The sequence below is a fragment of the Haloferula sargassicola genome (genome assembly GCF_040362925.1).
GTDB lineage: Bacteria > Verrucomicrobiota > Verrucomicrobiia > Verrucomicrobiales > Akkermansiaceae > Haloferula > Haloferula sargassicola.
Genome location: NZ_BAABRI010000005.1, coordinates 86,952 through 99,645, shown reverse-complemented (window position 1 = coordinate 99,645; position 12,694 = coordinate 86,952). Strand labels below are relative to the sequence as shown.

7 protein-coding genes and 1 tRNA gene are annotated in these 12,694 nt (G+C 67.0%); 6 read left to right on the top strand and 2 right to left on the bottom strand.

All coding sequences use genetic code 11. The features are described 5' to 3' along the window. The first annotated feature begins 1 nt into the window (after position 1). The 5 genes from ABXH26_RS05460 to ABXH26_RS05440 all read left to right on the top strand — a co-directional run bounded on the left by ABXH26_RS05460 (position 2) and on the right by ABXH26_RS05440 (position 9,107). Entirely contained in the window at positions 2-1,480 is a 1,479-nt protein-coding gene (locus ABXH26_RS05460) for a complex I subunit 4 family protein (RefSeq protein ID WP_353566035.1), read from the top strand. A gap of 4 nt (positions 1,481-1,484) precedes the next feature. After that, positions 1,485-2,852 carry an NADH-quinone oxidoreductase subunit N gene (locus tag ABXH26_RS05455; protein ID WP_353566034.1) on the top strand — a complete coding sequence of 456 codons (1,368 nt, stop codon included), beginning with the start codon at positions 1,485-1,487 and terminating at the stop codon, positions 2,850-2,852. A gap of 293 nt (positions 2,853-3,145) precedes the next feature. Further along, positions 3,146-4,927 carry a thiamine pyrophosphate-requiring protein gene (locus ABXH26_RS05450; RefSeq protein WP_353566033.1) on the top strand — a complete coding sequence of 594 codons (1,782 nt, stop codon included), beginning with the start codon at positions 3,146-3,148 and terminating at the stop codon, positions 4,925-4,927. Between the two features lie 24 nt (positions 4,928-4,951). Continuing rightward, positions 4,952-6,043, top strand: coding sequence for an enolase C-terminal domain-like protein (locus ABXH26_RS05445; RefSeq protein WP_353566032.1), 1,092 nt, complete (start codon positions 4,952-4,954; stop codon positions 6,041-6,043). A gap of 7 nt (positions 6,044-6,050) precedes the next feature. Continuing rightward, a complete protein-coding gene (locus ABXH26_RS05440; RefSeq protein WP_353566031.1) occupies positions 6,051-9,107 on the top strand; it encodes an FAD-linked oxidase C-terminal domain-containing protein in 3,057 nt (1,018 codons plus the stop codon). 88 nt (positions 9,108-9,195) lie between these two features. Here the strand turns inward: ABXH26_RS05440 and ABXH26_RS05435 are convergent. Continuing rightward, positions 9,196-9,272, bottom strand: a tRNA-Met gene (locus ABXH26_RS05435). Positions 9,273-9,393: 121 nt separating this feature from the next. On the opposite strand from ABXH26_RS05435, the gene ABXH26_RS05430 reads away from it, so the two are divergent. Then, entirely contained in the window at positions 9,394-10,299 is a 906-nt protein-coding gene (locus ABXH26_RS05430) for a 3-methyladenine DNA glycosylase (RefSeq protein ID WP_353566030.1), read from the top strand. On the opposite strand, the gene ABXH26_RS05425 is transcribed toward ABXH26_RS05430, so the two are convergent. Further along, on the bottom strand, positions 10,286-12,607 hold the full coding sequence (locus tag ABXH26_RS05425; RefSeq protein WP_353566029.1) for a protein kinase domain-containing protein: 2,322 nt from the start codon (positions 12,605-12,607) through the stop codon (positions 10,286-10,288). The genes ABXH26_RS05430 and ABXH26_RS05425 overlap by 14 nt on opposite strands. Between the last annotated feature and the right edge of the window lie 87 nt (positions 12,608-12,694).

The window sequence follows — 12,694 nt, the reverse complement described above, 5'->3', positions numbered from 1 at the left end:
CATGAACACGCTACCCCTTCTCAGCCTCACGCTCTTCCTGCCGCTCCTCGGTGCCGTGCTGGCGTTGCTTTCCCGGCAGCAGCCGAAACGATGCCACGCCATCGCCGTCGTCATTTCCACGGTGACTCTCGTACTTGCCGTGCTGGCCGGCCTGCGCGGGGTCGGCCCGGGTTTCACGCAGATCGAGGAAGCCGCGTGGATCCCGTCGATCGGCGCCGCCTACCGTCTCGGGGTCGATGGTTTCAGCTACCCGCTCGTCCTGCTCACCTCCGTGCTGTTTCTCGGCAGCTTCATCTTCTCCGCGAAGATCCGCGACCATCCCGGCAGCTTCGTCGCCGTCGGGCTGTTTCTGGAAATGGCCTGCCTCGGCGTGTTTCTCTCGCTCGACCTGGTGCTGTTCTACGTCTTCTTCGAACTGACGCTGGTCGGCATGTATTTCGTGATCAGCAAATGGGGTCACGAGGGCCGCAAGAAAGCCGCGCTGCTGTTCTTCCTCTACACGCTCGTCGGCAGCCTGTTCCTGCTGCTCGGGCTGCTCTCGCTCTATCTGCACTCCGAACCACGCACCTTCGACATGCGCGCTCTGATCGCCGCGCCGCCGGCCATCGGCGGCCAGCTCGCGGCGCTCACCTTCGGCGCGCTGCTGCTGGCCTTCGCGATCAAGACGCCGCTGGTGCCCTTCCACACCTGGCTGCCGGCGGCCCATACCGAGGCACCCGCCGCCGGCAGTGCCATTCTCGCCGGTATCCTGCTCAAGCTCGGCGCTTACGGTTTCATCCGCATCAGCCTGCAAATGATGCCGGAAACCTTCCGCGAGCATGCGTGGATCGTCATCACGCTCGGTGTCATTTCCGCGATCTACGGCGCGCTGGTCGCGCTGGCGCAGACCGACCTCAAACGCATGGTCGCCTATACCAGCGTCAATCACATGGGCTACCTCGTCTTCGGCGTGGGCATCGCGGCACTCGCCGCGCCGCAGGCCCGCGGCTTCGCGCTGACCGGCGCCAGCCTGCAGATGATCAGCCACGGCATCGTCACCGGCATGCTGTTCCTGCTGGTCGGCGCGGTGTCCGATCGCACCGGCGGCCGCCGCGAAATGCCGGCCATGAGCGGCTTGCTGAGATCCTTCCCGAAACTCGGCGGCCTGTTCGTGTTCGGCTCCTTCGCCTCGCTCGGGCTGCCCGGGCTGGCGCACTTCCCGGCCGAGTTCCAGATCTTCCTCGGCGGCTTCAATGTCAGCCCGTGGGCGGTCGCCGCGATCCTGCTCGGCCTGGTCCTCACCGCCGCGCTTTACCTGCGCGCCATCCAGACCGCCTTCATGGGAGAACCCAACCCCGGGCTGCTCCGCCGCCGCGACGACCTCACCGCGCGGGAACTGTGGGCAATCGTCCCGCTGGCCGCGCTCACCCTCGCGGTCGGCGTTTTCCCCGGCTGGATCACCAGCCTGATCCACGCCACCGCCGAGCGCCTGCAATTCTGAGCCGATGAAGCAGGACCTCATCGCCATCCTCCCCCAGCTCGTGGTGCTCGCGACCGCGATGGCCGTGCTGTGCTTCGAAATGCTCGGCCGCCCGCGCGGCGGACTGATCACGCTGGCCACCGGCATGCTGGCCGCCACCGCCCTCGGCATCGCCTGGATGGGCCGGGAAACCACCGCGTTTTCCGGCACCTTCCGGGTCGACACGCTGAGCCACTGGGCGATCCTCATCCTCTGCCCGAGCGCCATACTCGTCGCGCTGCTGGCCCGCAGTGAAGTGGGCGGCCGCCCGCGCGAGGGCACGCTCTACAGCCTGCTCGTCTTCTCGACCCTCGGCTCGGCCATCCTCGCCGGGGCGGGCGACCTGATGTTCCTCGTGCTCGGGGTGCTGCTCAACGGCCTCAGCGGGTTTGCGCTGGCCGCCCATCCGAAGGACGACCCGAGCAGCGAGGGCGCGATGAAATACTTCATCTACGGCTCCGTCACCGGTGCCATCATGACCTTCGGCCTCGCGTATTGGGTCGGCATGACCGGCACCACCTATCTCAGCGCGCTTGCCGGGCCGATGGAGCCGCTGCCCTACGCGCTCGGTTTCATCGCATTGCTCGCCGGACTCGGCTATGCGGCCTCGCTGTTTCCCTTCCACTTCTGGACGCCGGACACCTTCGAAGGCGCGCCGGTCTCGGTGGCGGCATTCCTTTCCGTCACTCCGAAAATCGGCGCCATCTTCGCCCTCGCGCAGGTGACCACCCAGCTTCCCGACGCCTTCAGGCAGGTCTCGTTGCTGCTGCTCGCACTGGTCGCCGCCGCGTCGATGACCTTCGGCAACGTGGTCGCGCTGTGGCAGGACAAACTCGTCCGGCTGCTCGCCTACTCGACCGTCGCCCAGAGCGGATATTTCCTGCTTGGACCCATCGCGATCGGTCACAGCCCGCTCGCCCTGCCCACGCTGGTGGTGTTCGGCATCGCCTATGCCGCGATGAACCTCGGCGCCTTCGCCATCGTGCTCGCCCACGGCCGGACCATCGACGCGCTCCATGGCCTGGGCCGCCGTCACCCGTGGGCCGCGGCGGCGCTCACGGTTTTCCTGCTGTCGCTGGTCGGCATCCCGCCGCTTGCCGGATTTGCCGGCAAGTTCCTGCTCTTCGGCGCCGCCCTGGATGCCGGCTTCGGGTGGCTGGCGGTGATCGCCATCCTCAACAGCGCCATTTCGCTGGCGGTCTATCTGCGGATCATCCACCCGGTTTATTTCAAACCGCCATCCGGCCCGAAGCGCGACATCGCGATGCCCCTCCGCGTCACGTGGGCGACCTGTCTTTTCCTCACCCTCGCCGCGGGTCTCGGCATGCAGTGGATGATCGCCGCCGCGCGCTGAAAAGATTCGGCCGCGCGCGTCCCCTCCTCCGGCGAATGCGTTATGCATGGACGCCTGCGCAAATCGCGCCGCCGCATCTCCGCCCGCGGCACGGTGATCCGCTAACGTCTTCCTTTCGGATCGCCCATCGCGATCCGCGGCATCCCGCAGGCCCGGCCTGCTGGCGCGCGATGGCGGCTCGCTTGGGCGGTCGTTACAAAGGCCACGCGGCCGGCACCGCCGGACGGGTGCAGGGTCTGCTGCTCGGCGGAGGGTCTTTTAGAAAACCAAACCCGTCCCCGAAAATATCAGCCATGAATGCCAGCGATCACCTCATCCAGCGTCTCTCCCAATGGAACGTCAAACGCGTCTACGGTTTCCCCGGCGATGGCATCAACGGCCTGATGGGCGCGCTCGATCGCGCCGACGGCTTGATCGATTTCGTGCAGGTGCGTCATGAGGAAATGGCTGCCTTCATGGCCTGTGCCCATGCCAAGTTCACCGGCGAGGTTGGCGTCTGCATGGCCACTTCCGGCCCGGGCGCGATCCACCTGCTCAACGGCCTCTATGATGCCAAGCTCGACCATCAGCCGGTGGTCGCCATCGTCGGCCAGCAAGCCCGCTCCGCACTCGGAGGGCATTACCAACAAGAGGTCGACCTCATCAGCCTCTTCAAGGACGTCGCCAGCTCCTACGTCCAGATGGCGTCGGACCCCACCCAGATCCGCCACCTCGTCGATCGCGCCGTCCGCATCGCTCGCGCCGAGCGCACCGTCACCTGCGTCATCGTTCCGAACGACGTCCAGGAGCTTGACGCCGTCGAAACGCCGCCCCGCGCTCATGGCACCGTCCATTCCAGCGCCGACTTTTCGATGCCGCGCATCGTGCCCGAGGACGCCGACCTGCAACGCGCCGCCGAGGTGCTCAACTCCGGCAAAAAGGTCGCCATGCTGGTCGGTGCCGGTGCCCTTCACGCGGCCGACGAAGTTCAGGAGGTCGGGGAAATCCTCGGTGCCGGCATTGCCAAGGCGCTGTTGGGGAAAGCGGTCTTGCCCGATGACGCGCCGGGCGTCACGGGCGCGATCGGCCTGCTCGGCACCAAGCCGAGCTGGGAGCTGATGAGCGGCTGCGACACGCTTTTCATCGTCGGCTCGAACTTTCCCTACTCCGAGTTCCTGCCCAAGGAAGGCCAGGCCCGCGGGGTGCAGATCGACCTCGACGGCAAGATGCTCGGCATCCGCTATCCCACCGAGGTCAACCTGATGGGCGATGCCGCCCAGACCCTCCGCGCCCTCATTCCCCTCCTGCAACGCAAGGAGGACCGCAGCTGGCGCGAGGGTCTCGAAAAGGACATGCAGGACTGGTGGAAGGTGCTGGAGGCGCGCGCCATGAACGACGCCGACCCGATCAACCCGCAGCGCGTCTTCCACGAACTCTCGCCGCGGCTGCCCGACTACTGCATCCTTAGTAGCGACTCCGGCTCGGCGGCCAACTGGTTCGCCCGCGACCTCAAGATCCGCAAGGGCATGATGGCTTCCCTTTCCGGAAACCTGGCCACGATGTGCCCCGGCGTACCTTACGCCATCGCCGCCAAGTTCGCGTTCCCCGATCGGATCGCCATCGCGATGGTGGGAGATGGAGCCATGCAGATGCTGGGAAACAACGGCCTCATCACCATCGCCAAATACTGGAGGGAGTGGAGCAATCCCCGGCTGATCATCCTCGTCCTCAACAACCGCGACCTCAACCAGGTGACCTGGGAGCAGCGCGCGATGGCCGGTGATCCGAAATTCGAAGCCTCCCAGAACGTGCCCGACTTTCCCTACGCGGGCTATGCCGAGTCCCTCGGTCTGCGGGGGATCCGCGTCGATAAACCGGAGCAGGTCGGCGACGCCTGGGACCAGGCTCTTTCCGCCGACCGGCCGGTCGTCCTGGAAGCCTGCACCGACCCCAACGTGCCGACCCTGCCGCCGCACATCACCTTCAGCCAGGCCGTCGCCTACTCGAAGGCCTTGATGAAGGGCGATCCCGAGGAGATCGGCATCATCCGCCAAACCTTCAAGGATGCCCTCGATGCGATCCTGCCCCATCACTGATCCGGCGATCCGCAACCCGTCGCGATGAAGATCGACCGTCTGGAGGTTTCGAGCTTTACGGTGCCGACCGAGGCTCCCGAGTCGGACGGCACGCTACGATGGGATCGCACGACCCTCGTGCTGGTGGAGACCACCGCCGGCGGCGAAACAGGCATCGGCTACACCTACGCCCATCGCGCGGCCGCGACGCTCATCCGCGACAAGCTGGCGGAACTCATCACGGAACGCGACCCTCTCGACATCCCGGCCGCATGGCAGGCGATGCGCCGGGAGGTCCGCAACCTCGGCGCCTGCGGCATCGCTGCCATGGCCATCTCCGCGGTCGATCATTCGCTGTGGGACCTCAAGGCGCGCCTGCTCGGCCTCCCGCTCGTGAAACTCCTCGGTGCCTGCCGGGGCGGCATGCCGATCTACGGCAGCGGCGGGTTCACCTCCTATGACGACGAACAGCTGGCCCGTCAGCTCGGCGGCTGGGTCGATGCCGGAATTTCCCGGGTGAAAATGAAGGTCGGCCGCGAGCCGGAGCGCGATCCCGAAAGGGTCCGCGTCGCCCGCCAGGCGATCGGCGATGACGCCGAGCTTTTCGTGGATGCCAACAGTGCTTATGACCGCAAGCAGGCGCTGCATTTCATGCACTGGTTCGCCGGTGAGTCCGATGTCCGCTGGATTGAGCAGCCGCTGCCGCCCGAGGACCGCTGCGGGATGCGTTTCCTGCGCCGCCATTCCCCGCCGGAGCTCGAAATCACCGATGGCGAATACGCCTGGGGCCCTGCCGATATCCGCGAAATGATCGATGCCGACGAGGTCGACGTGGTCATGGCCGATGCCACCCGCTGCGGCGGCGTCAGCGGATTCATGAAGATCGCCGCCCTCTGCGAGGCCCACCGCCTGCCGCTTTCCGCCCACTGCGCGCCGCTGCTTCACCTGCATCCCGGCTGCGCGGCCGCGCCACTACGGCATGCGGAGTATTTCCACGACCATGTCCGCATCGAGCGCCTGTTCTTCGACGGCTTCCCGGATCCGGTCGATGGCGCCCTCCACCCGGATCCCTCCACACCCGGCCTCGGGGTCACCTTCAAGACCGCCGACGCCGAACCCTATCGCGACAACCCCTGAACGTCCCATGGTCACCCTCAAATCCTCCACCGCCTCCACCCTGCCCGAAAGACTGGAGCACAGCCTCCGCGGCGAGGTCCGCTTCGACGACGGCTCGCGCGCGCTCTATGCCACCGACGGCTCGAACTACCGCCAGACCCCGATCGGCGTGGTGGTGCCGCGCGACAAGCAGGACCTCATCGAGGCGATCCGCATCTGCCGCGAGTTCGGCGCGCCCATCGTTTCGCGCGGCTGCGGCACCAGCCTGGCCGGCCAGTGCTGCAACGTCGCCGTGGTCCTCGATACCTCGAAGTACTTCCACCATGTCCTGGACATCGATGCCGGGCAGCGACTCGCCACGGTCGAGCCCGGCTGCATCCTCGATGTGCTTCGCGATGCCGCCGCGCCCCACGGGCTGACCTTCGGCCCCGACCCTGCCACCCACAACCACTGCACTCTCGGCGGCATGCTCGGCAACGACTCCTGCGGGGTCCACTCGGTGATGGCCGCCCTGCTCGGCAGGGGGCCGCGCGTTTCCCACAACACCCGCGAGCTGGAGATCCTCACCTACGATGGATGCCGTATGACCGTCGGCCCGACCAGCGACGCGAGCTGTGAGCGGATCGTCCGCGAGGGCGGCCGCCGCGGTGAGATCTACCGCCGGCTGCGGGAGCTGCGGGACCGGTACGCCGACCTGATCCGGGAGAGATTTCCCGACATCCCGCGCCGGGTTTCCGGCTACAACCTGCCCGCCTTGCTGCCCGAGAACGGCTTCAACATCGCCGAGGCCCTGGTCGGCAGCGAGGGCACCTGCGTCGCCATCCTCGAGGCAAAGCTCGACCTGATCCCCAACCCCAGGGCCCGCACCCTGCTGGTTCTCGGCTACCCGGATGTCTACAGCGCCGGCGACCATTGTCCGGAGATCATGAAGCACGGGCCGGTCGGCCTCGAAGGCATCGACCACAAGCTCATCTCCTACATGAAACGCACCGGCCTCCACCCCTCGGACATCCAGCTCCTGCCCGAAGGGAAAGGCTGGCTGATGGTCGAGTTCGGTGCCGACAGCCGCGAGGAATCCGACGCCAAGGCGCGCGAGGTGATGGCGATGCTCGAGCAGGAACAGAACCCGCCGAGCATGAAGCTTTTCGATGACTCCGACGAGGAAGCGAAGCTCTGGGAAGTGCGCGAGAGTGGCCTCGGTGCCACGGCCTTCGTCCCGAATCTCGACGACACGTGGCCCGGCTGGGAGGACTCCGCCGTTCCGCCGGAAAAGGTCGGTCCGTATCTGCGTGACCTGCGCGAGCTGTTTCACAAATACGACTACGAAGCCTCGCTCTACGGTCACTTCGGCCAGGGCTGCATCCATTGCCGGATTCCCTTTGACCTCCGCAGCGCGGCGGGCCTGAGGGACTACCGGTCCTTCGTCGAGGAAGCCGCCGAGCTGGTGGTCGGCTACGGCGGCTCGCTTTCCGGCGAACACGGCGATGGCCAGGCCCGCGGCGAGCTGCTGCCCAAGATGTATGGCGAGGAGCTGATCCAGGCCTTCCGCGAGTTCAAGGCAATCTGGGATCCGGACAACCGAATGAATCCAGGCAAGGTGATCGATGCCGCCCCGATCCTTTCCAACCTGCGCCTCGGCACCGGCTACCATCCACGCGAGCCCGCCACCCACTTCCAGTTTCCCGAGGATCATGGCAGCTTTTCGCGAGCCACGCTGCGCTGCGTCGGCGTGGGCAAGTGCCGGCGGCTCGATGGCGGCACCATGTGCCCGAGCTTCATGGTCACCCGCGAGGAGAAGGACTCCACCCGCGGCCGCGCCCACCTGCTCTTCGAGATGCTCCGCGGCGAGACCATCGGCAAGGACGGTTGGCGCGACGACAAGGTGAAGGACGCCCTCGACCTCTGCCTCGCCTGCAAGGGCTGCAAGAGCGACTGCCCGGTAAGCGTCGACATGGCCACCTACAAGGCCGAGTTTTACTCGCACTACTACAAACGCCGTATCCGGCCGCCCGCCGCCTACGCCATGGGCCTGATCTACTGGTGGGCGCGGCTCGCCTCGCGGCTGCCGGGGCTGTTCAATTTCCTCACCCGCACGCCGCCGTTTTCGACGATCGCCAAGAAGCTCGGCGGCATCGCCCCGCAGCGGGAAATGCCGGTCTTCGCGGGCCGCACCTTCAAGGACTGGTTTGCCCGCCGCACCCCCCGCAACCCCTCCGGGCGGCGCATCATCCTGTGGGCGGACACCTTCAACAACTACCTGTTCCCGGAGACCGCCAAGGCCGCCGTCGAGGTGCTCGAGGCCGCCGGCTTCCACGTTACCGTTCCCCCGCGCGCCCTCTGTTGCGGTCGGCCGCTCTACGACTGGGGCATGCTCACGCTCGCCAAGCACCTGCTGCGACAGATCCTCGACGACCTCCGCGGCGAAATCCGCGCCGGTACACCGGTGGTCGGCCTCGAGCCGAGCTGCGTTTCGGTGTTCCGCGACGAACTCGTCAATCTCTTCCCCCACGACAACGACGCCGTCAGGCTATCGAAGCAGACCTACCTCTTCGGTGAGTTCCTCAACAAGGAGGCACCTGATTTCGAACCACCCAGGCTGCACCGGCGCGCCATCGTTCACGGCCACTGTCATCACAAGGCGATCATCGGCATGAGCGACGAGGAGGAGTTGATGAAAAGGATGGGGATGGAGATCGAGACGCCCGACACCGGCTGCTGCGGCATGGCCGGAGCCTTCGGATTCGAGAAGGACAAGTACGACGTTTCCGTGAAGTGCGGCGAGCGCGTGCTGCTGCCCGCCATCCGCGAGGCCGCCCGCGACACGCTCATCGTCACCGACGGCTTCAGCTGCCGCGAGCAGATCGAGCAACTCACCGGACGCCATGGACTTCACCTCGCCCAGGTCATGCAGATGGCGCTTCGCGAGGGTCCACATGGTCCCAGCGGCAACCTTCCGGAACGGGCCTATCCCGGGGTCCGAAATCCACCCGGGCGTCCGTCGGTTCCCCTGTTGCTCGCCGTCGCCGGACTTGGCCTGGCCGCCGCAGCAAGCGTCTTCGTCGCAACAAGGTCGACGAAGAGCTAAGCAGGATCGTGTGGCCGCGAGGGTGATCTCTCCGCACCTTGAGCGGGGTAAAAAGGCGAAGGCCCGGTCAAGGTGACCGGGCCTTCATTGGTGGCGGGGCAGGGATTTGAACCCTGGACCTTCAGGTTATGAGCCTGACGAGCTACCTGGCTGCTCCACCCCGCGATTTTGTTTTTGGCCGCCCCTTTCGGCGCGGGCCGGCAGACTACTCCTCGGCGATTTGCGCGCAAGGGATTTTTGTAACTTTTCTTAAGGCGGTTTCGATGCTTCCACTGCGGCGCAGCCGATGCCGGATTCCTTCCCCACCACCCTGCTCCCTGCCCCGGCCTGGCGCGCCCGGCTGGAGGCTCACGCTCGGCGGGCGGAGGCCCTGACCCGCCCGGCTCTCGACCGTCGCGCCAAGGGCCGACCGCAGCCGGTCGAGGACTTCCTTTTCACCTACTATTCATTCTCCTTCGGGAAACTCCGGCAGTGGCATCCGGGGCTTGGGAGCGGGTTGGAAACCGACGGCGCCCCCCTGCCCGCTTGGTTTGGGAAACGACCGTACCGTCACGAGGCCGGCCGGCTTTTTGCCGATCCGCGGGCGCTGCGGGAGGGTGAAGCCGAACGCCTGAGGTGGATCCGGGACCTGCTGGTGGCGACACGCGATCGCGCCCCGAATTTCGCCTGCTTCGGGATGCACGAATGGGCGATGGTGTATCGCGGCACGGAGGTGCGGCATCAAGGCAGCGCCCCCCTGCGCCTGCCGCAGGAGGAGATCGACCAGCTCGTCGAATCGCGGCCGATCTGTTGCTCGCATTTCGATGCCTTCCGCTTTTTCACCCCGGAGGCGAGGCCGCTGAACAAGCTCCAGCCCGACCTGCTGACACGGGAAGCGCACGAGCAACCGGGCTGCGTCCACGCCAACATGGATCTCTACAAGTGGGCCGGCAAGGCCCTCCCTTGGGCCGGGTCCGGGCTGTGGCTGGACTGCCTGGACCTCGCCACGGAACTGCGGGACCTGGACATGCGCGCCAGCCCTTACGATCTGCGGGCCTTCGGGCTGGAGCCGATCCCGATCGAGACTTACGAGGGACGCCGTACTTACGAGGCCGAGCAACACCGGCTGGCGGCCCGCGCCGTGCCGTTGCGGGCTCGATTGATCGGGGTGCTCGACGGCCTGCTCGCCGGGGCGACCGTCACGGCGGGGTGATCGTTTCCACCACCTCGTTCCAGGTTCTGGCAAATTCCGGGGACGCGGCCGCGATCTTGAGCGCCGCCGCACGCGCCCGATCCTGGTCGCCGACCAGGAAGTCGAAGGCCACCGCCTGCTCGTGCCGGTGCGCACTGTCGCCATCCATGTTGGCGGTGATGCGGTGCAGGGCGATGACGGAGTCGGGTGCCACCTCGCTCCACTTCAAGCGAACGGCCTGACCTTCGCCGTCGGCAACCTCGATCCCCGAGACATCGCCGCCCAGCACCTGGCGGAACTCGCGTCCGTCCCGGGCGAGAATTTCTCCATCGGCGGCGAGGCTTCGTTTTCCGAGATCCCGCAGGAAATCCCGCGCCTCTCCGATCAATTCGAGCAGGAGGGCCTTGATCCGCGGGTCGCGATCGCCGGCCGGCTGCCATGCAGCGAGCAATGCCTCCGCCTCGGTAAACCGGCACCCACGAATCGCGGGCCAGGTCTCGCCCGGCAGTCCCGGGCTTGTTTCGGGCGCGGAGGCTGCCTCCGGTTGGCGACGGGCGGCGCGCTCGAGGGAAAGCTGCCAGGCCCGCAGGTTGAAGGGACCGCGGCCTTTGGTTCGAAGCTGGCTCCGGACCTTTTCGAGATCGTCGGCCAGGGTTCTCGCGGTGGCGGGCGGCACGTGGAAATCGGCGGGCTCGGATTTCTCCAGCAGGGCGAGGTCGTGGAGGTAATCGCGCGCGATCGAGGCGTGGATGTCGTCGTGCGCCTCCGCCACCTTGCCAAACCCCTCCGCGGCGGGGGCGAACAGGCCCTGATCCCAATCCTTCAGCGCCGCCAGCCAGGCGAGGAGGCGGTCGAGTTCGGCATCGCCGGTGTCCGCCGTGGCGCGGACGGGGGGAATTCCGGCGAGGGCCGAGAACTGGCCGTCGAGAATCTGGCGCAGGTCGCCACTGACCGACGGTGAACCTAGTACATGCTCGCGTGCGGCCCCGAGCTGCCGGCGCGCCTCCTCGGAGCGTCCTGCCAGCCAGGCACAGGCAACCGCATCGACCGCCGCCCATGTGCCGGTGGGTTCCAGGACATCGGGATGGTCGCGGACGGCCGCGAAGCGCTCCCGCGCGGCATCGAAATCCCGGGCTTCGAGGGCCTGGGCGGCGTCCCGGTAGGCCCTGGCCACTTCGATCGAGGCATCGGGCGTTTCGAGCACCGGCATTTCCTCCGGCTCTTCCACTGCCGCGGTCGGCTCGACCTGCGGAGCTTCCGTTTCCGGCCGGGAGACCATCCATTTCGCTCCCAGCACCAGAACCGCCAGGGCGGCACAGGCGCCGGCCACCATCGCGGCCTTTGTCCCGCGGCCCCGCGACCGGCTGCGACGCGCCCCCGCCGTGGCCGTGGCCACGATTTCGCCGTTCCGGGCGGCACGCAGGGCATGGATCAACTCGTCGTAGGAGGCGAAGCGGCCGGCCGGGTCCAGCGCCATGCAGCGGTCGATCACCGAAGCGGTGCCGGCCGTGACCCAAGGCGCGGCCTTGCGCAGGGGCTTCACGTCCCGCTTGGCCTTGCGCAGGCGGGTGGTGTCCATGGACTCCTCGTCGCAGGGCGGCTTGCCAGCCAGCGCGTGGTAGAAGGTCGCGCCGAAGGCGTAGATGTCGGAGCGGAAATCCTCCTCGAAGCCCTCGATCGTTTCCGGCGGCACGTAGTACGGCGTCGCCCATAGTTCAGAGGCGCGGGCCTTGCCTCCGTGGGTGACCAGGGCGAGGCCGAAGTCGACCAGCTTGGCCGAGCCGTTGGCATCGAGCAGGATGTTTCCCGGCTTCACGTCGCGGTGGATCAGGCCCGCCGACTTGGCTGCCTGGAGGCCCTCGGCAACCTCGATAGCCAGCGGCAGCACCTCCTCTTCGGGGATCTTCTCCCTTTCCCGGATGTGATGCTCGAAATGGCCGCCGGGAACGAATTCCATGGCGATGAAGAAACGCCCGAAGGACCGACCGGTGGTGAAGACGCGCACCACGTGGGGATGGCTGATGGAAGCCGTGATCCGCGCCTCCTCCTCGAAGGCTGCGATGCGCTTCTCGTCCGCCGAATAGGTTTCGCTGAGGATTTTCACCACCAGCTCCCGGCCCAGGGTCGGGTCCTCGGCCACGAACACCATGCTCATGCCGCCGATGGCGTGGCGGCGGGTCAGCGTGTAGGGCCCGAAGCGCGTCTTGACCCGCGTGTGCCCGCCGCAGGACGGGCAGGCGACGTTGGTGAAGGGGCCGACCGCCGACACGTCCATGTCCGCCCCGCAGGCATGGCATTGGGCGATGGAGTCAGGGTCGGGCGGCGACATGATGGAGCTTATCTACGGCCGGCAGGTGGTGAAAACTTCAAAGGCTGTCGGCACGGCCACCCTTGCCCGGAGCGTCGCGCCCGCCTA

Bases quoted from the DNA above. Each gene is read 5' to 3' on its own strand.
- ABXH26_RS05460 (WP_353566035.1), top strand. From the start codon at position 2: ATGAACACGCTACCCCTTCTCAGCCTCACGCTCTTCCTGCCGCTCCTC.
- ABXH26_RS05455 (WP_353566034.1), top strand. From the start codon at position 1,485: ATGAAGCAGGACCTCATCGCCATCCTCCCCCAGCTCGTGGTGCTCGCG.
- ABXH26_RS05450 (WP_353566033.1), top strand. From the start codon at position 3,146: ATGAATGCCAGCGATCACCTCATCCAGCGTCTCTCCCAATGGAACGTC.
- ABXH26_RS05445 (WP_353566032.1), top strand. From the start codon at position 4,952: ATGAAGATCGACCGTCTGGAGGTTTCGAGCTTTACGGTGCCGACCGAG.
- ABXH26_RS05440 (WP_353566031.1), top strand. From the start codon at position 6,051: ATGGTCACCCTCAAATCCTCCACCGCCTCCACCCTGCCCGAAAGACTG.
- ABXH26_RS05430 (WP_353566030.1), top strand. From the start codon at position 9,394: ATGCCGGATTCCTTCCCCACCACCCTGCTCCCTGCCCCGGCCTGGCGC.
- ABXH26_RS05425 (WP_353566029.1), bottom strand. From the start codon at position 12,607: ATGTCGCCGCCCGACCCTGACTCCATCGCCCAATGCCATGCCTGCGGG.